General features: G+C 62.1%; 27 protein-coding genes and 2 pseudogenes. 8 read left to right on the forward strand and 21 right to left on the reverse strand.

Annotated elements, in window-relative coordinates; translation table 11 throughout:
• Positions 1 to 1,088 precede the first annotated feature (1,088 nt).
• Positions 1,089 to 1,211, forward strand: a pseudogene (locus ACIP90_RS17750) (hypothetical protein); the annotation flags it as partial.
• A gap of 55 nt (positions 1,212 to 1,266) precedes the next feature.
• A pseudogene (locus ACIP90_RS17755) lies at positions 1,267 to 2,498 on the forward strand (IS256 family transposase).
• Between the two features lie 209 nt (positions 2,499 to 2,707).
• On the opposite strand, the gene ACIP90_RS17760 reads toward ACIP90_RS17755, so the two are convergent.
• The 7 genes from ACIP90_RS17760 to ACIP90_RS17790 form a co-directional block, all read right to left on the reverse strand.
• Positions 2,708 to 3,082, reverse strand: coding sequence for a histidine phosphatase family protein (locus tag ACIP90_RS17760; protein ID WP_400580889.1), 375 nt, complete (start codon positions 3,080 to 3,082; stop codon positions 2,708 to 2,710).
• 116 nt (positions 3,083 to 3,198) lie between these two features.
• Positions 3,199 to 3,999 carry a CbtA family protein gene (locus ACIP90_RS17765; RefSeq protein ID WP_400580890.1) on the reverse strand — a complete coding sequence of 267 codons (801 nt, stop codon included), beginning with the start codon at positions 3,997 to 3,999 and terminating at the stop codon, positions 3,199 to 3,201.
• Complete coding sequence (locus tag ACIP90_RS17770; protein ID WP_400580979.1) at positions 3,990 to 4,127, reverse strand: CbtB-domain containing protein; 138 nt, start codon at positions 4,125 to 4,127, stop codon at positions 3,990 to 3,992. Before ACIP90_RS17770 ends, ACIP90_RS17765 begins: the two co-directional genes overlap by 10 nt.
• A gap of 213 nt (positions 4,128 to 4,340) precedes the next feature.
• Complete coding sequence (locus ACIP90_RS17775; RefSeq protein ID WP_400580891.1) at positions 4,341 to 4,946, reverse strand: nitrile hydratase subunit alpha; 606 nt, start codon at positions 4,944 to 4,946, stop codon at positions 4,341 to 4,343.
• Positions 4,943 to 5,224, reverse strand: coding sequence for an SH3-like domain-containing protein (locus tag ACIP90_RS17780; RefSeq protein ID WP_400580892.1), 282 nt, complete (start codon positions 5,222 to 5,224; stop codon positions 4,943 to 4,945). Before ACIP90_RS17780 ends, ACIP90_RS17775 begins: the two co-directional genes overlap by 4 nt.
• Positions 5,217 to 5,510: a hypothetical protein gene (locus ACIP90_RS17785; RefSeq protein ID WP_400580893.1), complete on the reverse strand. Its 294-nt coding sequence runs from the start codon at positions 5,508 to 5,510 to the stop codon at positions 5,217 to 5,219. Before ACIP90_RS17785 ends, ACIP90_RS17780 begins: the two co-directional genes overlap by 8 nt.
• Positions 5,511 to 5,843: 333 nt before the next feature.
• The gene (locus ACIP90_RS17790; RefSeq protein ID WP_400580894.1) at positions 5,844 to 6,044 is read right to left on the reverse strand and encodes a hypothetical protein; all 201 of its coding nucleotides are present in this window, start codon (positions 6,042 to 6,044) and stop codon (positions 5,844 to 5,846) included.
• 568 nt (positions 6,045 to 6,612) lie between these two features.
• On the opposite strand from ACIP90_RS17790, the gene ACIP90_RS17795 reads away from it, so the two are divergent.
• The 5 genes from ACIP90_RS17795 to panD all read left to right on the forward strand — a co-directional run bounded on the left by ACIP90_RS17795 (position 6,613) and on the right by panD (position 11,734).
• The gene (locus tag ACIP90_RS17795) at positions 6,613 to 8,205 is read left to right on the forward strand and encodes an amidase (protein ID WP_400580895.1); all 1,593 of its coding nucleotides are present in this window, start codon (positions 6,613 to 6,615) and stop codon (positions 8,203 to 8,205) included.
• 559 nt (positions 8,206 to 8,764) lie between these two features.
• Complete coding sequence (prpB, locus tag ACIP90_RS17800) at positions 8,765 to 9,670, forward strand: methylisocitrate lyase (RefSeq protein ID WP_400580896.1); 906 nt, start codon at positions 8,765 to 8,767, stop codon at positions 9,668 to 9,670.
• Positions 9,671 to 9,698: 28 nt separating this feature from the next.
• Complete coding sequence (locus ACIP90_RS17805; RefSeq protein WP_400580897.1) at positions 9,699 to 10,835, forward strand: bifunctional 2-methylcitrate synthase/citrate synthase; 1,137 nt, start codon at positions 9,699 to 9,701, stop codon at positions 10,833 to 10,835.
• Positions 10,836 to 10,988: 153 nt separating this feature from the next.
• Positions 10,989 to 11,216, forward strand: a complete 228-nt coding sequence (locus ACIP90_RS17810; protein ID WP_400580898.1) for a hypothetical protein — start codon at positions 10,989 to 10,991, stop codon at positions 11,214 to 11,216.
• Positions 11,217 to 11,308: 92 nt separating this feature from the next.
• Entirely contained in the window at positions 11,309 to 11,734 is a 426-nt protein-coding gene (panD, locus tag ACIP90_RS17815) for an aspartate 1-decarboxylase (RefSeq protein ID WP_400580899.1), read from the forward strand.
• Positions 11,735 to 12,184: 450 nt separating this feature from the next.
• Here panD and ACIP90_RS17820 read toward each other — a convergent pair whose 3' ends face one another.
• Genes ACIP90_RS17820 through ACIP90_RS17870 form a run of 11 tightly spaced genes read right to left on the reverse strand, consistent with a single transcriptional unit; the run spans position 12,185 to position 23,534 of the window.
• On the reverse strand, positions 12,185 to 12,619 hold the full coding sequence (locus tag ACIP90_RS17820) for a DUF4913 domain-containing protein (protein WP_400580900.1): 435 nt from the start codon (positions 12,617 to 12,619) through the stop codon (positions 12,185 to 12,187).
• A 13-nt stretch (positions 12,620 to 12,632) separates the two neighbouring features.
• On the reverse strand, positions 12,633 to 14,402 hold the full coding sequence (locus ACIP90_RS17825; protein ID WP_400580901.1) for a type IV secretory system conjugative DNA transfer family protein: 1,770 nt from the start codon (positions 14,400 to 14,402) through the stop codon (positions 12,633 to 12,635).
• A complete protein-coding gene (locus tag ACIP90_RS17830; RefSeq protein ID WP_400580902.1) occupies positions 14,399 to 15,949 on the reverse strand; it encodes a helicase HerA domain-containing protein in 1,551 nt (516 codons plus the stop codon). Before ACIP90_RS17830 ends, ACIP90_RS17825 begins: the two co-directional genes overlap by 4 nt.
• Before the next feature lie 44 nt (positions 15,950 to 15,993).
• Positions 15,994 to 17,502: an SCO6880 family protein gene (locus ACIP90_RS17835; RefSeq protein ID WP_400580903.1), complete on the reverse strand. Its 1,509-nt coding sequence runs from the start codon at positions 17,500 to 17,502 to the stop codon at positions 15,994 to 15,996.
• A complete protein-coding gene (locus ACIP90_RS17840) occupies positions 17,489 to 18,748 on the reverse strand; it encodes a hypothetical protein (RefSeq protein WP_400580904.1) in 1,260 nt (419 codons plus the stop codon). The genes ACIP90_RS17835 and ACIP90_RS17840 overlap by 14 nt, the downstream gene beginning before the upstream one ends.
• Complete coding sequence (locus ACIP90_RS17845; RefSeq protein WP_400580905.1) at positions 18,745 to 19,485, reverse strand: hypothetical protein; 741 nt, start codon at positions 19,483 to 19,485, stop codon at positions 18,745 to 18,747. The genes ACIP90_RS17840 and ACIP90_RS17845 overlap by 4 nt, the downstream gene beginning before the upstream one ends.
• A gap of 27 nt (positions 19,486 to 19,512) precedes the next feature.
• The gene (locus ACIP90_RS17850; RefSeq protein WP_306927108.1) at positions 19,513 to 19,782 is read right to left on the reverse strand and encodes a hypothetical protein; all 270 of its coding nucleotides are present in this window, start codon (positions 19,780 to 19,782) and stop codon (positions 19,513 to 19,515) included.
• Positions 19,783 to 19,793: 11 nt separating this feature from the next.
• Positions 19,794 to 20,402: a DUF6668 family protein gene (locus ACIP90_RS17855; RefSeq protein ID WP_400580906.1), complete on the reverse strand. Its 609-nt coding sequence runs from the start codon at positions 20,400 to 20,402 to the stop codon at positions 19,794 to 19,796.
• A gap of 36 nt (positions 20,403 to 20,438) precedes the next feature.
• Positions 20,439 to 21,911, reverse strand: coding sequence for a chromosome partitioning protein ParA (locus ACIP90_RS17860; RefSeq protein WP_400580907.1), 1,473 nt, complete (start codon positions 21,909 to 21,911; stop codon positions 20,439 to 20,441).
• Between the two features lie 41 nt (positions 21,912 to 21,952).
• The gene (locus ACIP90_RS17865) at positions 21,953 to 22,441 is read right to left on the reverse strand and encodes a hypothetical protein (RefSeq protein WP_400580980.1); all 489 of its coding nucleotides are present in this window, start codon (positions 22,439 to 22,441) and stop codon (positions 21,953 to 21,955) included.
• Positions 22,332 to 23,534, reverse strand: coding sequence for a CHAP domain-containing protein (locus ACIP90_RS17870; RefSeq protein WP_400580908.1), 1,203 nt, complete (start codon positions 23,532 to 23,534; stop codon positions 22,332 to 22,334). The genes ACIP90_RS17865 and ACIP90_RS17870 overlap by 110 nt, the downstream gene beginning before the upstream one ends.
• A 177-nt stretch (positions 23,535 to 23,711) precedes the next feature.
• On the opposite strand from ACIP90_RS17870, the gene ACIP90_RS17875 reads away from it, so the two are divergent.
• Positions 23,712 to 24,860: an alpha/beta fold hydrolase gene (locus tag ACIP90_RS17875; RefSeq protein WP_400580909.1), complete on the forward strand. Its 1,149-nt coding sequence runs from the start codon at positions 23,712 to 23,714 to the stop codon at positions 24,858 to 24,860.
• Here the strand turns inward: ACIP90_RS17875 and ACIP90_RS17880 are convergent.
• From ACIP90_RS17880 to ACIP90_RS17890, 3 genes are all read right to left on the reverse strand, one after another.
• Positions 24,857 to 25,702 (reverse strand): hypothetical protein, encoded by an 846-nt coding sequence (locus tag ACIP90_RS17880; protein ID WP_400580910.1) that lies wholly within the window; start codon positions 25,700 to 25,702, stop codon positions 24,857 to 24,859. The genes ACIP90_RS17875 and ACIP90_RS17880 overlap by 4 nt on opposite strands.
• A gap of 72 nt (positions 25,703 to 25,774) precedes the next feature.
• Positions 25,775 to 26,221 (reverse strand): hypothetical protein, encoded by a 447-nt coding sequence (locus ACIP90_RS17885; RefSeq protein WP_306927094.1) that lies wholly within the window; start codon positions 26,219 to 26,221, stop codon positions 25,775 to 25,777.
• Positions 26,222 to 26,674 (reverse strand): hypothetical protein, encoded by a 453-nt coding sequence (locus ACIP90_RS17890; protein ID WP_102974319.1) that lies wholly within the window; start codon positions 26,672 to 26,674, stop codon positions 26,222 to 26,224.
• Positions 26,675 to 26,857 lie beyond the last annotated feature (183 nt).

A 26,857-nucleotide genomic window follows, 5' to 3' on the forward strand; every position in this document is an offset into this window, starting at 1 on the left:
GTCGGCAGCCGACAACAAATAGGCACGCGGGGTAACCTGCGCGAGTAGCGCAGGTTGCTCAGGCGCACTCCTACCGCTCCGACCTGATCGCGGACTACCACTTCAGAGCCTTGTGCGCCAGAAACGGCTTTCTTGCCACGTGAAGCTCAGCAGCGGCGGGTCCCTCCACAACCCCATCGACCCTGCCGGCTGTCGCCGATCCGGGCGAGGTTTGGGTCAAGCGGAGAATTCTTTTGCGATGAGTGTCTGCGCCCGCGCAGGACATTCGTCGAGGAGACCGCCCAGGTGCCGCGCCGGGCACGGTCCTCCCGCCGGCTCCGCGGTGCCCTCGTGAGCGGCCCTTGTTGGTTCCGGAAAGACCGCCGCGGAGACATACAGCCTCATCGTTCTGTGTTTCATGGTGGCTGGTCCGGCGGCTTTGGATTCCGCGGCGCTGACGCTGCCTGATATTGGTGGGGGGTTCTAGCGGTCGTTGCAACACCCAGATTTTTTGGGAGTTGCAACGACCGTGTCGTCTTTAACGGAGAAACCAGCTGGGCAGCGGAAATACACGCCCGAGCAGAAGGATCAGTTTTTGCGGTACTCGACCGGGTTCAGAACGCGAGTGCCGCTGCAAGGGAACTCGGGTTCAAGGTGATGACGTGTCACCAGTGGATCCGGAAGGCAGGTTTGATCCGGGGCAAGGTGCGGAAGCAGTCGGTCCAGCGGAAGTACACGGCTCGGTAAGGAGAGGAGTTCTTCGCCGTGTTCGACCGTGTTAAGAGCACCACGGTGGCTGCAGGGGAACTTGGGCTCAATCCCAATACGTGCGCTGCATGGGTCCTCAAAGCCGGGCTGAAAGCTCAGGGGAAGCCGGGAACACGTTCGCACCCTGAAAGGGTCGAGTTTCTTGGCGTGGACGGGCGGAAAGCTGCCCTTTAGTTGGTATTCATCTGCGCACTGCCGAGGATTGGGACCGGGGAATCGGGAAGTCCGGCGGGCGACGCATTCGACTACAAACGTGGTGTGCCCACGACGACCTCTCCCGCTGGCACCACAGGAACGGCGCATGTCCCGGTGGCCGCGCTGGAGAAAGGCATCGACCCGCGATGCCTCAATGCTCAGGAACGGGAACTGATCCGGGACCGGGACCTGAAGGCAGCCGGTCCTCGATCAGTGCGATTGCCCATGCCCTCGGCCGATCGTCCTCAACGGTCAGCCGAGAGCTGGCCCGAAATACCGATCCCCAGACGGGCTACCTGCCCCAAGCGGCGCATCGCAAGGCAACTGCCCGACGGATTAGGCCGACCCTCCCAAACTCGCGGGTTTGCGGAGCGGTTGCTCGGGCAGGGCGGGAGCCTGGTAGGCCCGGGCGGGCTGCTGAACCAGCTCACGAGGAATGTGCTGGAGACTGCGCTGGGAGTGGAACTGACCGAGTACCTCGGGCACGAGCATGGCCAGACGCCGATCGCAGTCAAACATGCGCAACGGCACCAGGCCGAAGACCGTGCTGACCGAGATCGGCCCGGTCGAGATTGGGGTGCCCCGGGATCGGGACGGGTCTTTCAAGCCGGTGATTGTGCCCAAGCGGAAACGGCGTCTGGATGGGATGGACCAGATCGTGCTCTCGCTGTCCGCCCGGGGTGACCACCGGGGAAATCGCCGCGCATTCCGAGGAGGTTTACGGGGCCGAGGTCTCCAAGGACACGATCAGCCGCATCACCGAGAAGGTTGCCGGGGAACTGGCCGAGTGGTCGGCCCGACCTTTGGATTCGATCTATCCGGTGCTCTTCGTTGATGCGGTCGTGGTCAAGGTCCGTGACGGGCAGATGCGCAACACCCCGTTCTACGTCGTCATGGGGGTCACCGTGAACGGGGAGCGGGAGATTCTGGGCATCTGGGCCGGCGACGGTGCCGAGGGTGCCCGGTTCTGGCTGCAGGTATTCTCCGAGCTGAAGAACCGGGGCGTGGAAGATGTGTTTATTGCCGTCTGCGACGGGCTCAAGGGCCTGCCGGAGGCGACCATGACCACGTGGGAGCGAACGGTGGTGCAGCAGTGCATCGTGCACTTGATTCTTAACAGCTTTTGCTACGCCGGCGGTCAGCACCGCTATGCACGTCAAGGCGCTCAAGCCAGTCTACATGGCCCCGTCCGAGCAGGCGGCGAAGGACCGGTTCGCCGAGTTCACGGCTGACTGGGGCCAGCGGTATCCGGCAATCATCCGGCTCTGGGAGTCCTCCTGGGCAGGATACGTTCCGTTCTTGCAGTACGACAGGGAGATCACGCGGGTGATCCGCACGACGAATGCGATCGAGTCAATCAATGCCCGCTATCGGCGGGCGGTGAGGGCGCGCGGGCACTTTCAAAAAAGGCCGCTGCACTGAAATGCCTCTATCTGGTCACCAGGTCTCTCGATGCAACCGGCGACGGTCGGGCACGCTTGGAGATGAGGTGGAAGCCTGCGTTCAACGCGTTCGCCATTACCTTCGCCGGTCGGTTCGAAAGAACCACTCGCTAATGAAAACCGCTGGACCCTACACACCGTTTATCGGACAGTCCGTTGCCGAAGTCTTCATCCTCAAAGGCTCCAGCTACCGCCTTAAACACACCCAGATCGACTCGTTGCCCTCGACAAGACCGGAAAATACGGCAGAATAACCAGCGTCAAGTGGCTCACTTTTCTGCCGGGCGAAATGGCTCACTTTTCGACCATCGCTGACACTTCTGCTACAGATTTAATGTGTGCGCTTCGAACCCACGCAGCGTGCAGTGCGGCCCATTCCAGTAGTCGTCGATGTTCCCAGTTGTAGCCGCCACTGCGGCCCTGATGATTTCCGCGTGCGTCACAACAATCACATCTGTTTCCCTTGGCAAAGCGGCGAGCCATACACCCATTCGCTCGATAATGTCGAGAACGCTCTCGCCGCCGTGGCGTCTGAACTCAGGATTGTTTCTCCATTCGGCCACTGCATCCGGGGGAAGCACGTCCAAGGTCAGGCCATTCCACCGGCCGTAGTTGGCCGGCCGCAGTCCAGAGTCCCTTTCGGCATCCAGCCCGAGGGCGTTTGCGGATTGGATGCCGATTAGGGTCGGTGAAACCATCGACATCCATGGTTCAGAAATAACAGCGGGGGGACTTGAGGATCTATCGAGTGGCCCGTCGGCTCCGAAACGAGCCTCCCTCGTTTCCTGGCAAAGCCCGTGCCGGACGAACCTTATCAAGTCCGGACGCTTGTCCGGGAGGCCCTCTCCATGAAGAACTGAAAGACGATTCCCATGGTCATCCACAGTGCTAGCTGTGTTGCCCCTGCTGCAAGCCGGAAATTCCAGAGCAGATCCGCAGGGAATCCGGAATAATCGACTGAAGTGGCGGGAAGTATTCGCCAGCCGAGCAGAACGATGGCGATCGCCGCCAAAGCGGGCAGAGCCTTAGAGAAAACGGACGGCTGGGCGGCCTTGGACTCGGCCCACCCCCTGAGCACGAACCAGATGGAGACCGCCCCAACACCCAGAATGACCGCAAACAGCCACAAAGCGGTCCTGTGGTCTATCGAGTTCGGTGACCCAAGCGCGGGAGGATTCGGCGGGATGATAAGCCAAGGTACGGCGACGACCGCCGCCCATCCGGCCGCTGCTAGCGCCATGATCCCAAGGGGACGTTGGCCGGCGACTGAGCGGCGGGACTTTAAGAACCAGACAGTTGCAAATATCACGCCCGTTGCGGCACCCGCAAGGGTCGTCGCGAGAAGTAACCCTGCGCGCTGGACATCGCGGGGGATCAGCGGATCCTCGTCGGAGTGCGTATGCTCATGGACCGTCGCACCGGTGCTCCCGGTTGAGTGGTCATGAGCCTCAGGTTGAGCGTTTTCGAGTGCTATGGCCTGGTCGATAAGGCCTGTGCCCGCCCAGAACGCAACGCCCCCGGCGATAAATCCCGCGATCAGCCCAGCGAGCAGGCCTCGGACCAGGACGGACCGAAGCGACAGCGTCACGGTCCTTGAGGCGAGAGTCAGTGACATGGTACGCCCAGAAGATGACGGCCATCGTGCATGAGTTCGTGCAGGAGCGTTCCGGTCTGCGTCAGCTGGCCGTTCTCGAATTGCACAAGGTAGAGGACCAGCATGGACAATGCTAAGGCCAGCAGCATCCCGAGAATGGCCGAAGGGCTAGCACCGATGCGGGCTTGAGTAGGATTGATAGTTGTCACGAATTTCACGCACCTGTCAGAGTTTGGTATTCAAAGTTGTGGGTCCTATGTTCGGGTTACCTATATCTTGGGTATCCGATGGGTGCACTATTCACGTCGTTGATTCTCAACTCGGTCAAATAGCCATTCCAGCACAGGGCCGAGGCCGAGGGTTTAGACTGTGGCTACTCCGATCAAGCCGTTCCTCGTGACCAGCCCAGCGAGCTCCTCCTCGCTCATTCCATCTGTGCCCTCGGGACGTTCCGGAAGAACCATGTAACGCATGTCGGAGCTGGAGTCCCACACAGTGATCTCCGTCTGCTCCGGAAGTTCAAGCCCGAACTCCCGGAGCACACCGCGGGGATTTCTGACTGCTTCGGCCCGGTACCAGAGGCTCTTGTACCAGGACGGAGACGGCCCAAGGAGCCAGAGCGGATAGCAGGAGCACAGTGTGCAGACGATCATGTTGTGCTTCCCGGGGGAATTGGGAACCACAATCAAATGTGCCTCCTCCGTCGCTTCACCGTGGGCTTGGTCCACGAGTTCCAGTTCTCGGATCGCCGCGGGTGCATCGGCACAGAGCCGTTCGCGAAAAGTTGGATCGATCCATGCCTTGGCAACGATACGGGCACCGTTATTCGGATTTGACTGTTTGACGTACGAAGCAAGGAAATCGTCAACCTCGCCGGGTGCCAAGACGCCTTGCTCCTCTAGCAACGATTCAAACCAACGGATCTTTGCCGCGTTGAATCCGTTTCTGTCGTCGTGATGGCCGCTCATTTTTTATCCTTTTCCGAAAGCCAAGATTCCCAAATATCTACTGTGATGTGGTGCGAACCGTCACCGAACAGGTCTTGGGCTTCAAACTCGACGCAGTAGACGGGCTCAGGGTCACAGGGGATGCCCTGGGCGATGAGATCAGCTAGCTTCCATGACCCTCCATAAAATTTGACGACCCCCGTCGAGCCTCTGATATACGCCGGTACTCTGTTGTGATGATGTGGATCCCTCCGATCCACCTGGACCCTGGTTCCCGGGCTGAACTTGTGCTCACTCATGGAAAGTCTCGGGGATCTCGCTCGAAATGTTCGTCTTGCTAAGCACAAGAGGGACAAGCGCGGCCAGCCACCGCTCGTAGTATCCCAACTTCAGGTAATCAGCCGGAGGGAGGGATTCAATTGCGTCCCGGAATTCATCAAGCGCATACACCCCCTTTTTGGCCATGAGCCTGTGGACCGCGAACACGTGGGCTTGCCAATCGAACTCAAAAGGCGGTTCTTCCCTCGTGAGGTTCGGCTGTGGTTCAAATCCATGCACGCTTCCTAAATCATGAATTCTAGGCATGAAGCCCCTCCTATTGTTTGGTCTACGTTCATATGCTCGAGGACTGGTCATCCTCGCCGGGGACATAATGTAGCGCTATCGTCCAACACGGCCGACGGTGATCAGGTCGTAGGCCGTGTTGCGAGCCGTTACTTTTCGGATTCGCCGACCGCATCTTCGAGGTCGATCGCGGGGTGTCTGGACCGAGCCCCAAAATGTTGGCGACCTCATGGGGTTCTGTAGCAGGGCAGAGGACCAGTGATGATCTCAGTGCCGAGCTGGGCACGTTTCAAGCCCGCGAGTGGTGCGGCTACAAATGCCGATATCTCGACGACTCGATGGCCGCTGAGTGGCTCAGTATTTCATGATCGGTCCGCCAAATCTATAGAGGTTTAGTCGGTGTGAGGAGGGTTTTTGCCGTTCCATGTGGTCGAGCAATGCGGCCAGCGCAGTGCCGATGGACGGCGTTGCCACCTCGGTGACGGTCTCGGTCGACCCGAGCACTCTCTGCAACTCGGCATCGGCAGTGGTCGGCACAGGGCTCCTGGTGCGCATGGGCAAACCGGCTGCGTCAGCTTCTTGTATCCTAGGTCACAATACCTCTTTTGGTTTTTGTATCCAAATATTGCTGGACACTGAGCTGCTGCTGGTGGTTCGAAGGTGACACACCACCGAGGATCTATGGTTCACAGTGGCAAGCCGGCGGGTGCCACCCCAGCAGACGCACAGCTACGCGGGCATTATCCAATGATTCTTCGATAGGGCGGCGCCGGAGATCCGCGAGGAGCCTCTCATAACCCTTACGCATGATCTTTTCGTATAAGGGCATTTCACAGGCTGTGCTCTGCTGTACAAACTGGACATATGGAAATACTGACCGTGCACGCAGGCAGCCGAACAAGCCGCAGGACGGCATAACCGTGGTGGCGCTTGAGCAGGCTGTGCAGCGCTCTTTTGCCACACGCCAGGTAGCGGATTGGCGTGGGCGGGTCATTAAGGTCGAGCGTCCCGGCCCCGGTGCCGCCGGTATAAGGCTATAACCGCACAACCAGGGGAATGGCGAGCCATTTTCGTCTGGTTGAACCGGGGCAAGGAGGCAATTATCAAGAGATTGGACCAGATCTTGTCGAAACAACAGCATGAGCATTACCTGCACACCGTTGCCGACCAACTCGGGCTGGACGACCCGGCGCGATACGCCATGTGGTGGAAACGCGTTCAGGAGGACAACACTGTCGCCGACCTGTTGCGAGAGGTCGCGTTAGCGCGCACGGACTTGCCTATCAGGATGGGCGATCTCTCCATGGAGGCCCCGTTGTCGGCCGACTTGGAAACTGCGGCAGGTCGTCGATCAACTCGCGAATCCCAAAGTGTGACCCGTCATGAGTCCACGGTGGCCCGAGTGGCGCAGTTCCTTGAAATCATTGAACAGAAGTCTGACCTGAACGCCTTTACGTGCGTCTTCGCTGAAAGTGCCCTCGAGGCAGCAGAAAAGGTAGACGGGCTGATCGCGGCCGGTACAGATCCTGGCCCACTTGCGGGCAAGGTGGTGGCGGTCAAGGACCTAATTGAGGTGGAAGGCTACGCAACCACAGCGGGAACAAAGGCATATCGCTCCCCGACCGCAACGCGCGATGCCGACGTTGTTGCACGCCTGCGTGAGGCCGGAGCGGTAATCATTGGAATGACGAACCTTCATGCCCTGGCATACGGTGCCATGAGCAACAGCGGCGACTGGGGCGCGGTCGGCAACCCTCTGCGAGGAGACACGCTGTCGGGAGGCTCCAGTGGTGGGTCGGCTACTGCCGTGGCCGCGGGCATGGTGGACATAGCTTTAGGCACGGACACGGCTGGGTCGATCAGGATCCCGGCCTCATTGTGCGGCGTCGTTGGCCTGAAACCGACCTACGGCCGAATCAGCACGAAGGGCGTCCATCCCCTGGCCCCATCTCTTGACCACGTCGGACCGATCACACGGACAGTGGCGGATTCCGCCTTGGTGATGCAGGTACTAACTGGTTGGGACGCTACCTGGAGAAGGGAACTTTTAGCCGATCTTAAGGGCGTCGTGGTCGGCCTTCCCCACCGCTTCTTCTTCGACCATTTGGAGGAGGAAGTCCGCACTGCCGTGGACCACGCAGTGGATTCCCTCCAGGAGCTCGGGGCTACGATACACAAAGTGGACATCCCCACCGCCCAGTACTCGCCAGCGGCCGGGTTGTGCACCATCGCACCCGAGGCCTTGGACATCCATCTGTCGCTGCTGCAGGAGCGGGGACATCTCTTGCCGGACGACGTCCGATTGAGGCTCGAGGCCGGGATGTTCAGAACCGGCGCCGATTATTCCCGTGCCCAGCGCATCCGGGCCAAAATGCAGGCAGAGCTCGCAAATGCACTCGCCCAAGCTGACGTCCTTCTGACCCCGACGTTGGCTGTGACGGCCCCCCACAGCACCACCCAGCACCTGGACGTCGAAGGTGCTCGTTGGCCCGTCCAGCAAGCCTTGACGCGACTGACGTCCCCGTTCAATCTCACCGGATATCCAGCGCTAAGCCTTCCCTGGGGGAATGACAGGCTTGGCGGCAGCATCGGAATTCAGCTGGTGGCACAGCCCATGGCCGAAGATCGGCTGCTCTCGATTGCTGCCGTCCTGGAAGCCCATGGACGGGATCAAGATGAGCCTGGCGTGATTCTCTCGCCGGCCGCCGAGGCCTAGACGATATGAAGTGTGGCGGCCCGGTCCTGGCGTAGGCGGCGGTGGTCCAGCAGGCTGGAATTTCGGGTTCAAAGAGGTTTGTGGCTTTACCGGTCCGGGCACTGTTCCGCACTCAGATGCGGGGTGTGGACTGGTATAGCCACATGTGAAGGTCTGGAGGTTCCAGTCATGAGCAAGCGTACCTACGGCGGTTAAATGTCGACGCGCACAGTCTGAAAGGCTGCGCGATCGCCTGGGAGACCGGTGAGATCCTGCGCCAGGGACGCCGACCATGATGGGCTGGGGAGTGGGTACCGGGTTGCCGGGCACTGTTCTGGTGGTCTCAGAGGCAGGTCCTTGGACGCGGTACCGTTCCGCGAGTTCCCGCCGTCCCCGCCAGCCTTGGCGTAGCCGAGATGGTCATTCATCTCGCCCCAGGCCGATTCCACGACCACCTTCGTCAGCCTGGACAGCAGTCGCCGTCACCGGTCACAGGCGGCCTTCCGCGCGCGCCCACTCACTCAACTGCTGCACCACTGGCGTCATCGACCCCGACGCAGCCCCGAAGGGACTGTTCTAAATGCTGTACTCCACTACGACCCCGGAACAGAAACGTCTCAGGCTGCGCGAATTGCTTACTTCGGGCACCATCGTCCAGTTTCCCGGCGCGTTCAACCCGCTCTCGGCCCGGCTGATCGAGGAGAAAGGCTTCGCCGGGGTCTACATCTCAGGCGAGGTGCTCGCGAACGACCTCGGGCTGCCGGACATCGGACTGACCACGCTCACCGAGGTCGCCACGCGCGCCGGGCAGATCGCCCGGATGACCGACCTGCCCGCCATCGTGGACGCAGACACCGGGTTCGGTGAGCCCATGAACGTGGCCCGCACCGTCCAGGAGATCGAAAACGCAGGCCTGGCGGGCCTGCACATCGAGGACCAGTTCAACCCCAAGCGCTGCGGACACCTCGACGGCAAGAACGTCGTGGACCTCGAGACGGCCACCAAGCGCATCCGGGCCGCGGCGGTTGCCCGGCGGGACCCGAACTTCCTCATCATGGCCCGCACCGACATCCGCGCAGTAGACGGCCTCGAGGCCGCCCAGGACCGTGCGAAGGCGCTGGTGGAGGCCGGAGCGGACGCCATCTTCCCGGAAGCCATGGCCACACTGGAGGAGTTCAAAGCCATCCGCGACGCCGTGAACGTCCCGATCCTGGCCAACATGACCGAGTTCGGCAAGGGCGATCTCTTCACCGCGGACCAGCTCCAAAAGGTCGGCGTCAACATGGTCATCTACCCGGTTACCCTGCTTCGCAGTGCCATGGGCGCTGCTGAACGGGTCTTGAGCACGCTTAAGAGCTTGGGAACCCAGCAGGTACGGGTGCCTGAGATGCTAACCAGAGTCCGCCTGTATGACCTTGTGGATTACGAGTCGTACAACAAGTTCGATTCCGGCGTTTTCAACTTCCAGCTCCCCAATATTCGCTAGTACACGGACTGTAACGAAGGAGTTCAGCATGGCTGATAGAGAGATCAAGAAGGGCCTCGCCGGCGTCGTGGTGGACTACACCGCGGTGTCGAAGGTCAACGGAGAAACCAATTCGCTGCTTTACCGCGGGTACCCGGTCCAGGAGCTTGCGGCCAAATGCAGCTTCGAAGAGGTTGCATACCTGCTCTGGAACGGCGAACTACCCACCCAGAAGCAACTTTCCGAGTTCACCGCCCGTGAAAGAGCGGGCCGTGCACTCGACCCTGCGGTCAAGGCCATTATCGACGCCTTGCCCACGCACGCCCACCCCATGGACGTCTGCCGGACGGCCGCCTCCGTGCTCGGAGCACGGCACCAACTGGCTGAGGACGCCTCACCCGAGTCCAACATGAGCAAGGCCATTGACCTGTGGGCGGCAATGCCGGCAGTCGTGGCCTACGACCAGCGCCGTCGGCGCGGCCTGGACGTCGTGGAACCCCGCCACGATCTCGGCTACTCGGCCAACTTCCTATGGATGACCTTCAGCGAAGACCCTGTAGACGAGGTCATCGAGGCGTTCAACGTCTCAATGATCCTGTACGCAGAACACTCCTTCAACGCCTCAACCTTTACCGCGCGGGTCGTCACCTCCACCCTCTCGGACCTGCACTCGGCCGTAACCGCTGCCATCGGAGCGCTCAAAGGTCCGCTGCACGGCGGAGCCAACGAAGCCGTCATGCACACCTTCGACGAAATCGGCATCCGGCCTGAGGAATCCCTCGAGGAAGCCGCCACCCGCGCTAAAGGATGGATGGAAGACGCCCTGGCACAGAAGAAGAAAATTATGGGTTTCGGCCACCGCGTCTACAAGTACGGCGACTCCCGCGTACCCACCATGAAGGCAGCGCTGGACAAGATGATCGCCCACTACGGCCGGCCCGAAGTCCTCGGACTGTACAACGGCCTCGAAGCCGCCATGGACGAAGCCAAAGGCATCAAGCCCAACCTCGACTACCCCGCAGGACCCATCTACCACCTCATGGGTTTCGACACGCAGATGTTCACTCCGCTGTTCGTCGCCAGCCGCATCACCGGCTGGACCGCCCACATCATGGAACAGGCGGCAGCCAACTCCCTCATCCGCCCGCTCAGCGCATACAACGGCCCAGACCAGCGCTCCCTGTAACCGGCAGGCAACTGCCCCCATTTCTGCGGTGAGGTGTCCGATGATCACCCGGATCATCAACGATCGCAACGCATGTGACACCTCACCGCCGGCTGGCCGAGCAACCCCCTGCAGCTTTTCGAAATCTAATCCGCGTGCATACAGGAGCAAACGATGGACCTTCACCTGCAACCAGATTGGCAACGCGCTCTCGGGCAACGGGTAGAAGTTTGGAGAGGCGGGAAATTGGTCCGCAAAGGAACGGTGGAAGCTGTCATGCCGGACGATTCGCTACTCTGGATTTCAGCAGAAGGAAACTCATTAAGACAAATGATTTTCCGCCGGGACGGATATCAGGTTTTCACGCATTTCCTGCCGCCGTCGTCCGAGAACTACCACTAGAACTTGGGAGCTTTTTCTTGCAAGAGGCGGCGTTCGTGCGCGATCTCGTGGGACCGGCTGCGCAGCACAAAGTTCTACCACTGGAGCTTCCTATGAATCGAAAAATGTTTAAGTCCAAAATTCACCGGGCCACCGTCACGCACGCTGACCTACACTATGTAGGCTCAGTCACCGTTGACCTGGACCTGCTCGATGCTGCTGACATTCTTCCCGGTGAGCTAGTGGCCATCGTGGACGTGACCAACGGCGCCAGGCTGGAGACGTACACCATCGCCGGTGAGCGCGGCTCGGGCGTGATCGGCATCAATGGCCCGGCGGCCCACCTGGTACACGAAAATGACGTTGTCATCCTGATTACCTACGCGGCAATGACCACCGAGGAAGCCAAGGACTACGAGCCCCGGGTAGTCCATGTGGACCAAAACAACAAAGTGATCCAGCTGGGCAACGACCCGGCCGAGGGCCTCACCCCCGGGCTCCTCCGCCCGCCGTACGCCCTGAGCAACGCCGCACCCTGACCAGACCGGCGGTGCCGGTACGCCATTGAGGGACCGTGAGCCCACACCATCTCATTTCTTTGTCACGCACCCTCGCCGTGCGTGCCGTCACCTGCACCGTTGTCAGGGTGGACTACACGCCAACCTGACGTCAGGCAGGAGCGAAAAGCTCGTCAGAATAGGGTCGGGAAAGCAGTTCCTGCACGTGTCTGCCAAAAAGTCTCGGATTCAAACCTGACAGCGGGCCACGCTGAGCTACTTCCGCAAATTGCGGAACAGGCTGTTGCACGGTTGCGGTGTTTGGGGGCGTAGGCGCATCCCGCTGCCCACAGCCGGGGACAATCCTTGGGGGTTATCCACCGCTACTGCTGCCGAGGGAGCTAACCCAATGGCTCCCAATTTCCAGCCGTGGATAACCCGGATTGACCCCAACCGTGGGCGGCTTAGAGTCTTGTCTTTTTGCCAGAGCTACTATTCCTGACCCCGCACGTCCGGGAACCAGCCGTCCGGTGCTTTCTTTGGTTCCAGGTGTTCGGGGTCGCGGTGTTCTTTCATGTCGCAGTTGTAGAACGGGCCATGTGGGTCCAAAAGGACTTTCATGTGGTGGTCTGCGTGGTCCCGCCACCAGACGCTCATGCCAGTGGCAGGATCGAGGCGCAGGTGCTCCCAGGCCCTCCACATGGCAGCTACACGCGACACGGCTTCGGGGTGGAAGTACCACTCGATGCACCACTTCGCGGACTTCCCGGTCACGCTGCGGACATATGTGGGCAGCAACTGCTCATGAAGGAACTCCTCGGGCGAACCGTAGACGAGCTCCGGCTTCTTCTCGGCTCTCTCGTCTTCGCTTCCGCCGGCACTGGCGGGCGGAGTGTCCGTATCGAACAGCCCAAAATCGTCTGTCATGGCAGCAGCTTCCTTACTTCGTGACCCACGGATTATTGACTGGTGCGGCCGCGACCGGCACCGCCTCCTCCTCGGGCCGAGGGCTGTAGGTCTTGATGGACGCTTCAACAGCTTCTTTGTGCGGGCCGGTGTACCAGGGCATGGTGCGGACCAGGGTGGCCGGTGCACCCGATGACAGGACGACGGCGCGGCCGCGGTCCAGCTCGGCGAGATTGGAAACGTCGAAGATCCGTTCCTTGGCTTCCTGGCGGGATCGGCTGGAGCCGGACTTACCGGAGGAAATGGAGACGCTGGTGTAGCTGTAGTCCCCGATCAGGTCGGAGAGGGCGCGGAGGAAGCCTTCTTCGGCGACGCCGCCGCCGTAGACCTTGACGTTCGCGGCGGACCAGATTTTCCGCATGTTCGCCTCACCCCAGAGTTCGACGCCTTGGGACCAGGACTGCAGGATGCCCATGACGATCAGGCCTTTGGAGCCGTAGTGGCTGAACTGGTCCGGCAGGCTGGCCCAACGGACCACGTTCGCCAGCTCGTCCAGGGCGAACAGCGCGGGCTTGGGCAGTCGGCCGCCGCTGCGCTCGGCGCGTTCTTCCATCGCCTCAGCGATGGACACGGTCAGGGCGGTGGTCAGCGGGGCGGCTGAGCCGGCCCCTTCCTTGGAGAGGATGTAGATCGTCTCCTGAGACGCAGCGAAATCATGCGGGTTGAACTGTCGGCGCGCATCACCGGCAACGCTCGCACCGCCCGTGGGGGCGACCCAGCGCAGCGTGTTCCGGCTCTTGAGGCACTGGATCATCTTCTCGGCGGTGCCGAAGATACCGTCACGCTGCTTGTCAGCCAGTTCCAGCGTGGACTCCAAGCCCTTGTACTGCAGCTCGTAGTCGTGCTGTTTGAGGATGTTGATCGGTTCGCGGTTGACCTGTTCGGTCACCCACAGGTACACCTGCGTTATGGGCAGGCCGCCGAGCGCGGCCGCAAGGAAGTACGAAGAGAGGATGTCTTCGGCTTTCGGGTCGAAGTAGGCATCCGGCTTTGACCCCGGAACCCGGGAACCGACGGAGAAGTGCTGGGTCAGTTTGTAGGCCTTTTCTTCGTCGGTGACGTAAGAGAGCGGGTTCCACCACCAGTCCGGTTCTTCCTGGGCGATCTTCTGCGGATCGAAGACCCACACCGGGGCCGTGGCTTCGCGGACGCCACGGGTGCCGTCCACGACGTCGCGCTTGTTCGAGGTTGAGACAACGGCACCTGGTGCGTCCAGGATGGCGGGCATCACCCGGGAGGTGGACTTACCTGTTCGTGGTCCCCAGATGTCGAGGCTGAGGTCTTCCCAGGATTGGACGAACTTCTGACCGGTGGAGACCACCTTGCCCACGACAATCCCCGGGGTGTCCTTTACACCCAGCCGCTCTGCCTTGGCCTGTGCTCCCTTTTCGGAGAACGCGGCGAGGGACTTGCCGCGGCCCAAGTGGCGGGCGGCCTTATCGACACGGGCACGCTTGGACGCGCCTTTCCGCCACGCAACGAGCACGACAATAGCCAGAACCAGTATCAGGCCGGCCATAAGGCACGCCGCGACGGTGGACTGGGTTGGCCAGGGCACCTTGCCCTTGAGGAGCCCGGCGACCAGGTCGATGGGGTGGGCAGGCGGGGCGTCGATGCCAGCCATCCACGATCCGAGGTGCGCGGCGGCGTAGGTGCCGCCGCCGAAGACGACGATCGCGCCGATGGCCAGCCAGACCAGCAGAGCATCTTCGAGGCCCATCCCTTTGCGGTTCGGTGCACTCACAGCGCGCCTCCTTCGGCCGGCAGGGCGGGTGCTGCCGGGTCCATCAGCGTTTTCGCCGGCGCATGCCAGCGGGTGTCGGTGTCGTTCAGTCCGTCGTTCTTCTCGATGGAGGTCAGCCCGATCTGGACGGGGATACCCGGGCGGCCGCCGACCTTGATGAGGAACTTGCCCCGGCCCGGGGGTTCGACGTCGAGGCCGCGTGAGTCCCATGCTGGCGGGTCCTGCCACGAAATGAGCTTTTGCTGCTCCTGCCGGGACAGAGGAATCGCTGAGGTCAGCAGCGGCATTTCCGAGGCGGGCAGGCCGCCGCAGATCACCATGCCGGAGCGTTCGACGAAACCGCGGGCTTTCATCCGATCCTCTTCTGCCGGCAGGGCCAGCAGGTCGGACATGGTGTGGGAAATCATGATCTGCCCGACGCCCACAGACCGGTTCAGGCGGGTCAGGGCGTCCACCCGGTCCACCATGCCCTTGCCGGAGCGCAGCGCCCGCCACAGCTCGTCAAGGACCACAAAGTAGTTCCGGCGTGGTTCCAGCCCTGCGTCAGCGAGGGCGTTGGCGACGTTCACCGTGCCGAAGCCATAGGACCAGCAGGCAAGCAGCACGGCGGCCTGCAGGTCGGTTTCGGTCTCATCAATGCTGGAGACATCGAAGACCACGGCGCGGTCCCGCTTCATCGGGTTTGTTGTCTGCCGGGAGAAGATTTCGCCCAGCTTCCCTCCCCCAGTCAGCCCCAGCAGGGTCGCTTCAAGCGCCCGGGTCTCCTGCAGGTAGACGTTCATGTCGCCACGGTCCAGCGCGACCTGCCGCAACTCATCCGGGGCGGAGACGATGACGTCCAGGAGGTCTTTCAGGACCGGGATGCCGTCGAAACGGTCATCGAGGACCCTCAGTGCCCGGTCCAGGATGGTTTGTTCCTGGTCGGTGGGCGGGTTGTTCCGGCTGATGGTGATGAGGGAGACAACCATGTTCAGGCGGCGGCCGTGCGCGTCGGCACGGACCCGGGCCGCGGCATCGTGGTGGCCGTGGTCCTCGAGGAGCTGGGCGACCTCGACGGCCTGGCCCGGATCGAGAATGTTTAGGTACCCGACTCCGCGGCCGAGCTTGATGACCTGCCCGCCGAGGGCTTCTACGGCTTTGACGTGCTCGCCTTTCAGGTCCCCGAGCACCAGTGGGTTGACGCCCTGCGCGGCAAGGCCCAAGAACATGCGCCGGACCACGGTGGACTTGCCCAGCCCAGGCTTGCCGAGGATGAAAGCGGAAGGGTTGGAGATGAGGCGTGCGCGCTGGAACCAGCTGATCGGGTCGCAACAGACCGTGGCCTGGGTCTCCTCATGACGGCCAAGCGGGACGCCGATCATGGGCGAGGACGCACCGGAGGAAAACGGCCACAGGCCGCAAACCTGGACAGTGGTCCCCCGGTACTCCTTCAGGGACGGGACGAGCTGAGCCATGCCGCCACCGCGTCCGGACCAGCCACGGGCACCCGGCCCGGCTTCGCGCGGCTGCTTCTCAGCCTTGTCCTTTGGCGCGCCCGTTGCTGGCATTAATGTCTTTACTGTCATTGACGTTAAAAGGTCTTTGAGGGCCATTAGAGAGCGTCCTTGAGTTCGGAGGGCACCATGCTGTGCTTGGGCAGGACGAGTCCGAGCGGCAGTGACGCTGCGAAGGCGGTGTCCTGCGCGCCGTAGGCGCGGCGAAGGAGCACCCGGGCGGTGCCGGAAGTCTGTTCGATGGCTGCCACGGCATCAGGCAGCCGTTCCCTATCGGTCACTGTGGCGGTGACGACCATGCCGAAGTTCACCAGGCCGGCGCCGCGGGCTTCTTCCTGTGCGGTCTGCACGGCGGAACGGGCGTCGACCAAGGCCCGAGCGCTGGGCCGGGTTCCGGAAGTGACGCGGACGTTGGCGTTGTTCTGGTCCCGCTCGACCACAGTTGCGGCCTTCGCCGAATCCATCGGACGGTACAGCAGGGATACCCGTTTGCGGTCAATGTCCCCGTGCGGGGCCAGCAGCCGGGACAGGACCGAGGAGTTCACCGAGCCGCGGGGTGCACCTGTCATGGTCCAGGAGACAGAGAATGCGGAATCGTGGCGGTAGTCCTCCCAGTTCGCCTGTGTCGCGGTGGGGCCTACCTCGCCCCAGGTCAGAGATACCGGGGACCCGGCGGCGTGGGCCTCATCGATGATCAGCGCAGCGGGCGGGTCATAGGCGATGCGGACGACTTCGCAGAGTTCCTGCGCGGACATGGGTCGGGCGATACCGGCACCCGTGGACTGCAAGCGGGCTGACAGGCCCGGGATCCGGGAGGCGAGGTCGCGGGCCACATCTTCAGGCGTGCGCTTCTTTGACCCGGACCGCAGGGAGGCGTTGAAGGTCAGGGATACCCAGGCACGGACCGTGGCCGATCCCTCCGGGTAGGTATCAACAACCTCGCGCAAAATGGCTTGGGCAAATTCCGGTGCGTTCGGGTCGATGTTCATTTCGACTTCGTTCCGCAGCCGGTACCCGGAATCGGGGGCGGTCTCGACGGTGACGGCCGCGGCGTCCAGTCCGGCTTCGTCGGCAAGGCCGGCGAGCCAGCCGCCCCAGTTAGCGACCCATGCGTCGACCTGCTCAGGGTCCACCAGGGAGGCTCCATCGGGTTCGGTGGAGAAGATGACTGTGAAGTGGCTGGTGGCCGGCACGTGCAGCATGGCGAACGGGCGCTTGTAGGAGTCGGCGAACTCGTACAGGGTCGACTTAGCGGCCAGCCCGGGCAGCTGATACATGCCCCACTGCGTCACACCCAGAGGGCCTGAGCGGTAGAGGTTCGTCCCGGAGGACTTGGAGAGCCGGAAAGTAATTCGGGTGCCGAAGCGGTCTACAACGGACTGGCCGTGCTTGTCCTTGACCGTGAGCAACAGGGCGCTGGCCCCGGCAAGGGCGAGGACGGCGAGGCCCGGGAACAGGCCCCAGATAGCGAAGGTCGTGATGCCCATCAACAGTCCGGCCATGACAATCCCTGTGCCGATGGCGCCGAGGTTGCCCAGGCCGGCGGAGCGCGGTACTCGCCAGTTGCCGTAGGACGGTTCCTTGTATTCGGTGTTAATTGCTGCCACTGGGGCCCTCCCCGGTTGAATCCTGCGCGGTCTTTTCGATTGCCTGCGACGTCTTGGTAGCGACCTGTGCCCCGGCGGCTAGAGCCATGCCGGCTGGCCCAGCTGTTGCCCCGCCGCGTGCCCCTGCCGCTGCTCCTGCGGAGCCTGCTTTGCCTGCGGTTGCAGCGCCAGCGGCTCCGCCCGGGCCTGTGACGCCGGGGGTGGGCTGTCCTCCGCCGCCCCGGGGTCCAGACGCTCCGTCACTGCCTTTCGGCGAACTACCGGCGTGAGTGCTCTGGGTACTGGCTGTAGTGCTTGTTGTCGCGGGGATTGGTGCGGCGTTGCCCCTTCCGGTGCCGCCACGGCCCAGGGAGACGGCACCGGTGGCCATGGCACCAACGGCAGCCCCGGCTGCGGCTCCGCTGCCCGAGGCAACGGCTCCAACCATCGGTGTTACGAAGCGCATTAACGCCGGAAGCGCGAACAAGGCAACGATCATCAACGTGAAGCCCGTGATGGACTTAACCAGCGCGTCCCGCCCCTCTCCCGTGCCCATGAGAAGGAACGCGACCGAGTACACAATGGCTGCCGCAGGCTTGTAGAGGATGAAGGCGATGGTCCAGCCAACTGCTTTCTGGAACCACTGCCTGCCCATCTCCGTGTTCGTGAACGCCGCGGTAGTGGGCAGGATGCCAGCCAAGATCACCAGCATGCCGCTGCGGACCACCATCAGCACGATCTGGACCAGTGAAGCAATCAACCCGATCAGGCCCAGGACGATGAGAATAAACACCCCTACACCGGTCTGTCCGGTCATAACGAGGATCTTCATCGATTCAGCAAAGCCCTTGCCGTCCGTGGATCGGTCGATGATGGCGGCCGAAAAGGTATCTGCGGCAATGACCAAAATAGAGATGACTCCCAGACCAAGGCCGGACACCAGGGTCAGCGTGAGCAGGGAACGGAGCAGATCCTTGAGCGGTGCACCGCGCTGTTCCCAGATCATCCGGACGCCGCCGATGATGACGGCAAGAACCGCCAGCGTCAGCGTCCAAGTCATTAGCTCGCTGTTGACCATTGAGACCACGGGACTTGGCCCCGTTCTGTCCTCACTGATGAGGTTCACCGTGGGCATGGAGACCCAGAAGGTAGACAGAGTTGTCACCATCTGACTCATGCCCTCCATGATGGCTTTGGCCAGATTGCTTATGGCGTCATCAGCAAGCCCTGCGACCCAGTCCCCTACCGGATTCCAGGTCGGCCTCATGCTCCGCTCCAAGGGATGAATCCGGAAAGGTCAGGTACTTGCCGTGGTTCCTCAAGGGGCGCGCCGTTGTCGGCGACGACTCCCTTCCAGTCCCCGTCCTGCCACAACAGCGTCGTCCGTACCGAGGCGAGTGCTCCGGTGTTCGCCTTGAACGCCAGTTCCACCACTGCCTTGTTCGCTGTGTATGAGACGTTGAATCCGGCTATCTGGACCTTCACTGATGATGCAGGAGCCGCGGTCTGGGGTGCCTTCATCCCCGCGTCACGGCCGGGTCCTTTAGCCGCGAGGTGTTCGGCAATGGCCTGTTCCTTGGAAGGATCGCTACCCAAGGCCCAGAGATTCACGGCCGCATACAGAGCCCCTGTAGGGGTGTGGGCAAAGCATGACCTGATGCCCTGGTCGTCTATTTTTCCGGGCCCAATTTTAGGATCAGTGGGGGCGGCCATGGTGCCTACAAGTTCCCATGTCGTTTCCGGGGCAGAGCCCAACGCCGTTTCTGACGATGAGGGGAGTCCGCAGACGCTTTTGCCAACTTCAGCTGAAGGGCTGGGGCTGACAGTGGCTGAACCGCTGGTTTCTGCCGGGGCAGGGGCTGGCTGTGCGTTTCCTTGTCCTTTGGGGAGAAGGAAGATGATGACGGTTGCTGCGATCAGCGCGACCACCAGCGCGGCCGCAATGATGAAACCGGGCTTGGTGAACGGATTGCTTGCGGTGGTGCTCTCTGTCGACTGGCTCATGGTGAACCTCCCGTTCCTGGTGCTGGCTTAGACGAAGGCGCGGACAATACCGGCGGCACCGGTGATGATGATGCAACCCAGGAGGACCCAGCCGAGTTTGCCGATGGCTTGTGCACCCTCGCCGCGCTGGAGCTGGATGACCATGCCGATGCCGACAATGATCACACCCAGGACGCCCAGGACCAGGCCGATACCGGAGGCCCAGTTCAGTACTGTGAGCAGTCCGTCGGCTTCGGCAGGGATGGTCGGTTTGGGGTCCGGGATGACGTTGGTTGCAAGGACAGAGAGCGTGTTCATGGTGAGACCTTTCAGGGGGTAGTGCGTGGTGTGGTGTCGGTGGCCAGTGCGGCCAAGTCAGCGATGAATCGTTGGTATTCGCGGGCCGTTGGCGGCGTCGTGGCGTCGCCGTGCCGCCACGCCTCCACCCAGGGCAGGGTCCAGAGCCGGGGCGCTCCCCCGCCGACGATGGCGGCGAAGTCACGCAGCGCTTTGGGAGTCTTCCCCGGTGCGTCCGCCAAGATCGCAAGCCCGAGCAGGTCAGCTTTCGGTGTGGCTCCTGACACCCATTGGGTCAGGGCGCTCCTGGCGGCTGTCAGGCCGCGCATATCTGCGCGGCACACCAGCAGCACCCGTGGCTTACCTCCGTCCTGGAGGACGGGCCAGCAGTGATCGGTCGCGCGTGCACCAAGGAGGTCCGCGACTCTGCTCTCGCTTGCTCCCCCGTGCGCCCCGATGATCCACAACGCGGCGGAACCACTCATGGTGCGGCGGGCCAGACGGTCCGCTGCATCGGGTTCAACCATCCCCTTCAGAGGCGCACTGATGACTGCCGCCGGCGGCAGATACGTATCCGGTGTTTCCTCTTCCGAGATGTCGCCGGTGGGGCTGGTGATCCAGGGATTCAGGGACTGTTGCATGGTTCCTCCTTTCGAAAGTCCGGATGATGGGTGGGTTTAGAAGCCCTTCGCGACGGCGGCCGCGGCCGCCAGCCATGCCCGCTGGGTCGCGGGCTGGAGGGCTTCATAGCGGATGGGTCCGTTGACCAGTGCCGGATCGTAGGGAATCCTCACGACGGCCCGGACGAACGCTTCAAAGCCGTCCGCGATGCGTTGGGCCTCGTCTTTGGCCCGCTTCAAGGCATCCCCCGACATGGCGCGCTTGGCGTCGGTGGACTCAGAGACGATCACGACGGCGTTGCGGGCCAACTCGGCGTCTTGGCCACCACGGGATTCGAGAGTCTGCAGCGTCAGCCGGGCGGCTTCGGCGCGGTCCTCAATGGCCGTCACAGGCACGACGAGCTGGTTGGTGTGGTGGATCATCCTGCGCCAGTTCGCCGCCCGGGCGGTGTTGCCCGAGTCCATGACCACCAGCCGGTAATAGCGGGTGAGAACCTGGTGGGCGATGTCGACTTCCTCAGCGGTGACTTCGTGGTCGCCTTCCTCGTTCTCATCCGAGCGCAGGACGTCGAACTTGTCTGCGGTCTGATGGTGGACGAACTTGGCAATCTCGGCGGCGTTCGTTGACGGCGAGAGCAGTTCGGTCGAGGAATCGATCAGGTCCAGAACGCTTCGGTCATGGGCGCCCTTTTCGGTCCGCCAGCCCAGGGTGCCTTGGGACTCGTTGTTGTCCCAGGCGACGGTCGCGGCCCCGCTATAGCGGGCGAGGATGGCCGAGAGCATGACCACCGTGGGGGTCTTGTTCGCCCCGCCCTTGCGGTTGACCACGGCAATGGTCCGCGGGCCGGGCCAGTGCTGGCTGACCGTGCGGATGTCCTCCCGCTCGGAGAGTTCTTCGGCGGACGGGTCCATCCGGAAACCAAGGCGCGTGAGCGCACCCCGCCAGCCCTGTGTGGCCGGTTCCAGGACCGGGGCGCTGACCAGGAATGAGGTTTCCTTCAAGCTGCGCCGGGTCACCGGCGGTTCCTCCGTAACCACTGCCGTCTCCGGCCCCGAGGCGACCGGCGCTGTCACCGCTTCTGACGCGACGGGATTCGGCGGCCACGGCTGGCGGTCCACGCCAACGACGGCGGCAGCGGTAGGTTCTACCGGCCCCGCAGCAGGCTCAGGTGCAAGGGCCCGGACGGTTTCAATGACGGCCGGAGCTGCTCTCTCGGGGGTGGGTTCCGGTGCCTCTGCCCGGCGTCGGGCGGGGCGTGCCTCGTAGGAGACGGATTCGATTCGGTTGTCCGGGTGCACGATCAGTTCACCGTGCCCTTCGGGATCCTCGATCTGGACCCTGACGGGACGGTTCAGCGTCTGTGCCTCGCCCACAACGAGGGCCAGGGCGTTGTTGCGAAGATCCTGCAGGGACTCCCCGGCAGAGACGATGCGGGAGTTACCGGCGACGACGACCTCAGCGGTTCCGTTGTCACGGACGATGGCCCTGATGTTTGGAAAGGCCAGGACCTCGGTTGATGTGGTGCTCATGAGCTTCTTCCTTACGTGTGTGAGATGGCGAGTTCCGGCGCTTAGGACGAGGGTGGCGTGAAGCGATTGACCTTCCACGGGGCTTCCTGGCCCGTACGGAGCAGCTGCACCGTGTAGGTCCCGGCATTGGTTGGTACCGCCGCCAAGACCCCGTATCCGTTGGCTTCATCGACGCTCAGCGCGGCCGGGCCGGTAACGCGATCTGCGGGGATATTGGCCGGATCCACAGCCGAGTAATCGGCGGTGGCCTGTGGCGTCAGCCAGCGGGCAAGATCATTGGCCCACTGCTTTTCCTCCACCCCAGGGCGGGCAAAGTCCGCCATGGCCTTTTGGGCGACGTCCACGGCCGCGTCCTTGCTGGCCTGATCCCAGGTAATGCCGATCGTGGCCGGGACCGTGCCCCCGGGAGCCTGCGGGCCGCTACTGGCGCTCAGCGAAACCGGCGCGGAAGGTGCGGTGGCCGATTCTTCCCGTGCGGGCGTGGTGTTCGCTGCCGGTGCGCACGCGGCGCAGAGCAGCGCTACTGCCATGAGGGCCAGGGGCTTCTTCATTACTTCTCCTCTTGGTGGGCAGGTACAGGAACGCTGAAGGGAGATCGCTGCTGACGGTCCGGGTGTAGTAGTTGTGGTCATCCGGAGGCGGGTTGCCGTTGTAGCCCTCTTCGACGTAGGTCCCGTCGTCCTTGACTTCCTTGACCACGGCGACGTGCCCGTAGGTCGGGTCCGCTCCCCCGGCACCGGGCGCGTACCAGACAACGGCCCCGACCCGGGGAACGGAGCCGGTGGGCCAGCCTTTGGCGTCCCAGCCGGCCTTCCACGTCAGTGCCGAGCCCAGGGCCTGACCGTCCGGACGAAAGTTGCCGTTGAGGAACTTGAACGGTTCGCCGGTGGACCCCACCTGCTGGTTCACCCGCCACAGGGCAAAGTCCACGCACTCGCGGTAAAACATGCCCAGCGGTGACGCGGCGGCAGTGCTAGCTCCGACCTGCATCCACGTTGGAGAGTCTTTCCACGGGTAGTCATCCCCGGCGCCGGACTTCCCCGGAACGGCGCAGTCGCTGCCTTCCAGCGAGAACTTTCCGTCCGAGAGTGCCTGGACGAGCTTGACGGCCTCCGGCCAGTACTTCTGGTAGTGGTACGGGTCTGCGTTGCGCTGGACCTTGTTGCCGGCGATGGTCGGTTCCAGCAGCTCCCAGCCCTCGACCTTCTGCAGGGCCTTGATGAAGTTCGTGGCGCTGATGGTCGGGTCCATGCGGTCCGCGTAGGAACCCCACGCGCCGTTGTCGCGCTGCTGGAACAACCCACGGGAGTCAGGGCCCGGTCCGTCGCCGTAGTCCAGGACCCGCAGGCCCGACTCCCCCAGGGAAACCATGACGCTGATCATCTGCCCCTTCACGGACAGGTCCAGTACCTTACCGGCACCCATGATCGCCGCGGCGTTCTTCAACTGCTCCTCGGTGTAGCCCTCGACCTTGGTGTCAGCATCGATGACAACAGAGACGGCAGGACCGCAGGCGGCAGCTGGCTTCGCGGGGGCGAGAAGCAGGAGCATGGAGAAGATCAGTCCGAAGAACAGCCCGGGGATGGCAATGATGGCCACTAGGCCAAGCGATTTGCCCTGCATTAGATTCGTCCCTCCCCCTTGGACGTCGAGTGGCTCAACCAAAAGCGTACACGCCTGTAGTGAACATGTGCAATGCCTGTAGTGGGCATGAATTGTTCATATATCAGGGACTGAGGCGACGGTACGATGATTGGGTTCCGTTCCTCTTCCTGGCTCGGTGCTGGAGGGTGAGACCTAATGCTGACGACATGGCGCGGCCTGGCCTGCCTCGCGTTCCTTGTACCGGCGGCCGCACTATCGGGATTCGCGGTTGTCATGGCCCGCAAGATCGTCAGACGGGGCCCAAAGGATTACCGTCGCGCCGAGCTGACAGATGATGGCCGCAGAGTCCGCATCGACTTGGATGACTACACCAAAGCCCACGGCGACTTCGCCGTGTTCGACCCTGCGGCCGAGCGCTACACCAGGGTCGGCGAGGTCACCCTGATCGACGAGGATCAAAAGTTCGTGGAGCGTCGAATTCATCCGACGGGGTCCGGGCCGGTGACTTTGGGACCCGTAGTCGACTGGACGCCGGACGTGTTCTTCGAACCCTCCGCCGTGGCCGGGCGGTTTGAAGAGGTACACATCCCCACCGCCTACGGTGCGGCGCCGGCATGGCTATTCGAAGGCAAGAACGCGAACACATGGGTGATCCACATCCATGGCAGCTGGACCGACCGCTCGATCATGTTCCGGGACGTCCATGCTTTCAGCCCCTTGGGATTCACCTCCTTGGTGCCCTCATTCCGCAGCGACCTGGAGGTCAGCCCACCACAGGCCGAATCGAGCCACCTTGGTCAAACAGAATGGCGAGACGTGGAAAGCGCTGTGGCCTACGCCGTGGCTCACGGAGCGCAGCGAATCATCCTCTCGGGCTGGTCAATGGGTGGGACGATCGCCCTGCTCACAGCGGAGCGCAGCGCCTACCGTGACCGGATCGCCGGGATCGTCCTGGTAGGACCGGTCACGAGCTGGCGTAAGACCATCACGGCAGGAGCGGAGGCCGCCGGCGTGCCGGCGGTAGGTGCCGGCCTTGTCATGTCCTTGCTGCAGGCTCCCCCATTCGCGAAGATGCTCGGGCTGGAAGAACCGATCAACTTCGATGCCCTTGAATGGGTCGACATACCTAACCGGGTGTCAATCCCCACCCTGGTCCTGCACTCGAGCGCGGATCAGGAGGTTCCCTGGGAAATTTCGGCGGCGTTCCAACGCGCGAACCCCGACACCGTCACCCTGATTCCCTTACCTGAGGCGCACCACACCCAGGAGTGGAATGTGTCACCTCACACCTTCACCAACGAACTCACGAGTTGGATCAACAAAACGATCCTGACCGAAGGCTAGACCCGCGCGTCCAGCTTGGCCTCGATCTGGCTGATCCTGCCCTGAACAGACTCCGGGAACGGGCACATGTTCCCCCGCTGGTAGTTGTGCAGAACAATGAGGCTTTTGTAGACCCCATTTTCCAGCGTTTCGTTGAACAGGTCCCATGCCGGACTAACCCGAGACTTATCTGCATTTACCCGGATCCTCAGCGCAGTAAGCCAAAGCGCATCGATCATCCAGAGCCGCAACTTCGGCAGCTGCTTGGACAGGAAAAGAATTAGCCACCCCGCGGCCGTCACCGAGAGGCCGGCATAGAAAAGACGGTCAAACCAGGTTCCGATCGCCTCTGCGAAGGCATCCCAGGGCGTGAAGTGGAACAGCAGCACATATGCAATGTGGCACGAGACGGCCGCCGCAACCACGACCAAGCCCGCTGAAAATGTTGCGTACAGGCCCCTGGCCTTGTGCCGAAGCATGTAGATGATCCTAAGCACGGTGAATAGCAAGGCGAACATGTACGTGCCGCTGTAAGTGGCAGTCGCGAGTTGGTCCATGCGGTAATCAATGAAGTCCGCAGAGGTTGGACCTTTGTCCTCAATGAGGGCGAAGCTGACAATCATGATGGGAATGCTCAGCAACGGAGCATAGTAAGTCCACCTGACTGGTACGGTTGCTAACCGCCGCACACTGTCGTTGAAGAAGAAGATCGCCAACAGCGCGAAGATGGCTTGAAGAAGGTTCGTCACGTTGACGCCACCGAGGTAGCTGTCGATGGACGCCAGCGGCGTAACCGTTCCCAGGACATAAAGCGCCGCCAAGCCGAACATCGATGCCACCCACGATGCCCGGGCTTCGGCCACCTTGACTACCGAGGGGATCCGAAGGAGGCATAGGGCACTCAGCAGCGCAAAGAGCAACTGTTTCACGGTCTATCAGAGGAAAGGATCAGTCTCGGAGGAGCTGCGCGCACGGGTCTTCTTTGACATCTCGAATGCAAAATCCTCCACCCAGCGTTCTACGGGATGATTCAGAACAGAACAGCAGCTCATGCTTTTAGCGCCGGCAGCCTCCTTCAGCATCTCTTCAGAGAAATCGGGCAGAACCAAGTGGCCTTGGAAGCTCTCCAGATATATGTGTCCGAGCTCGTGATAGATGCAGTGAAGCTTGTACTGCGTCGAGTTTTGCGGCGGGACATAGATCTTGAAGTGATCTTCAAAGTCCAATTTGAAGGCTGTCAGAGTTCCCCAAGACCCCTCCTGCTCGATCAGCTTGATCGGCTTTTCGCAGATGACGGCCAGACGTTCGAGGACTTCCGCCATTGACGTCGTGCCGTCTCCGCATAACTCCCGGACCTTTTCTGCCACCGGTGGGAGGCCCATTCAGTCTTCCTCTTCGCCGTTCATCGACGCATCGATGATCCTGGTAATCGTCCGTAGCATTTCGGGCGAGGTGGCCCCCAGGTTTCTCGCCGCAAAGTTCTTCACCTTGAGCTTGCGCATCTGTACAAGGAACTCCATGCGCGCTTCCACCTCAGGGGGAGTCTCACTGTTGAGATCACACAGATAACTGGCGGGTACGGCAAAAACGTACTCTGCTATGCCCTTTAGCAGTTCCTGATCGGTCACCAGGCTGCCGGTGCCGTTGATCAAGTAGGACCACCGCGTCCGGGACAGGTGGATTCCGTGGGCCGAAAGTGCTTCTTCCACATGAGGGTACGTGAGCGCAGTGTTGTGATCGGACTCCCAGATATCCACCAGGATGCCCATGCGATCCGCCAGCCGCTCTTTCTTCTGTTGCTGCGTGAGAAACACGCTGCGGCCCCCATTTGCCATCTATAAAGCTCCTTAGCCAAGCTCAGCCTCTTGTATAGACCGCCACACAGAGCAGGCGGGCAGCTAACAGAATGCTACCTGACGCCTACCAGAGCGTACAGGCAGTGAGTTGTGCATGTGCGGAGCATGTATGTAGTCTGTCGCTTGCTTGGTCTTTTTGAACGAGCAACGGGTATCGCCACG

It is taken from the genome of Arthrobacter sp. NPDC093139 (assembly GCF_044754165.1).
Taxonomy (GTDB): Bacteria; Actinomycetota; Actinomycetes; order Actinomycetales; family Micrococcaceae; genus Arthrobacter.

Excerpts from the sequence above, each read along its gene's own strand:
- ACIP90_RS17820 (WP_400580900.1), bottom strand. The coding sequence starts at position 12,619 with ATGACAGACGATTTTGGGCTGTTCGATACGGACACTCCGCCCGCCAGT.
- ACIP90_RS17865 (WP_400580980.1), bottom strand. The coding sequence starts at position 22,441 with ATGGCAGTAGCGCTGCTCTGCGCCGCGTGCGCACCGGCAGCGAACACC.
- ACIP90_RS17885 (WP_306927094.1), bottom strand. The coding sequence starts at position 26,221 with ATGGGCCTCCCACCGGTGGCAGAAAAGGTCCGGGAGTTATGCGGAGAC.
- ACIP90_RS17845 (WP_400580905.1), bottom strand. The coding sequence starts at position 19,485 with ATGAGCCAGTCGACAGAGAGCACCACCGCAAGCAATCCGTTCACCAAG.
- ACIP90_RS17810 (WP_400580898.1), top strand. The coding sequence starts at position 10,989 with ATGGACCTTCACCTGCAACCAGATTGGCAACGCGCTCTCGGGCAACGG.
- ACIP90_RS17850 (WP_306927108.1), bottom strand. The coding sequence starts at position 19,782 with ATGAACACGCTCTCTGTCCTTGCAACCAACGTCATCCCGGACCCCAAA.
- ACIP90_RS17855 (WP_400580906.1), bottom strand. The coding sequence starts at position 20,402 with ATGCAACAGTCCCTGAATCCCTGGATCACCAGCCCCACCGGCGACATC.
- ACIP90_RS17840 (WP_400580904.1), bottom strand. The coding sequence starts at position 18,748 with ATGAGGCCGACCTGGAATCCGGTAGGGGACTGGGTCGCAGGGCTTGCT.
- ACIP90_RS17775 (WP_400580891.1), bottom strand. The coding sequence starts at position 4,946 with ATGAGCGGCCATCACGACGACAGAAACGGATTCAACGCGGCAAAGATC.
- ACIP90_RS17830 (WP_400580902.1), bottom strand. The coding sequence starts at position 15,949 with ATGCCAGCAACGGGCGCGCCAAAGGACAAGGCTGAGAAGCAGCCGCGC.
- ACIP90_RS17765 (WP_400580890.1), bottom strand. The coding sequence starts at position 3,999 with ATGTCACTGACTCTCGCCTCAAGGACCGTGACGCTGTCGCTTCGGTCC.
- ACIP90_RS17805 (WP_400580897.1), top strand. The coding sequence starts at position 9,699 with ATGGCTGATAGAGAGATCAAGAAGGGCCTCGCCGGCGTCGTGGTGGAC.
- ACIP90_RS17790 (WP_400580894.1), bottom strand. The coding sequence starts at position 6,044 with ATGCGCACCAGGAGCCCTGTGCCGACCACTGCCGATGCCGAGTTGCAG.
- ACIP90_RS17890 (WP_102974319.1), bottom strand. The coding sequence starts at position 26,674 with ATGGCAAATGGGGGCCGCAGCGTGTTTCTCACGCAGCAACAGAAGAAA.
- prpB (WP_400580896.1), top strand. The coding sequence starts at position 8,765 with ATGCTGTACTCCACTACGACCCCGGAACAGAAACGTCTCAGGCTGCGC.
- ACIP90_RS17870 (WP_400580908.1), bottom strand. The coding sequence starts at position 23,534 with ATGCAGGGCAAATCGCTTGGCCTAGTGGCCATCATTGCCATCCCCGGG.
- ACIP90_RS17875 (WP_400580909.1), top strand. The coding sequence starts at position 23,712 with ATGCTGACGACATGGCGCGGCCTGGCCTGCCTCGCGTTCCTTGTACCG.
- ACIP90_RS17785 (WP_400580893.1), bottom strand. The coding sequence starts at position 5,510 with ATGCCTAGAATTCATGATTTAGGAAGCGTGCATGGATTTGAACCACAG.
- ACIP90_RS17860 (WP_400580907.1), bottom strand. The coding sequence starts at position 21,911 with ATGAGCACCACATCAACCGAGGTCCTGGCCTTTCCAAACATCAGGGCC.
- ACIP90_RS17770 (WP_400580979.1), bottom strand. The coding sequence starts at position 4,127 with ATGCTGCTGGCCTTAGCATTGTCCATGCTGGTCCTCTACCTTGTGCAA.
- ACIP90_RS17760 (WP_400580889.1), bottom strand. The coding sequence starts at position 3,082 with ATGGTTTCACCGACCCTAATCGGCATCCAATCCGCAAACGCCCTCGGG.
- ACIP90_RS17780 (WP_400580892.1), bottom strand. The coding sequence starts at position 5,224 with ATGAGTGAGCACAAGTTCAGCCCGGGAACCAGGGTCCAGGTGGATCGG.
- panD (WP_400580899.1), top strand. The coding sequence starts at position 11,309 with ATGAATCGAAAAATGTTTAAGTCCAAAATTCACCGGGCCACCGTCACG.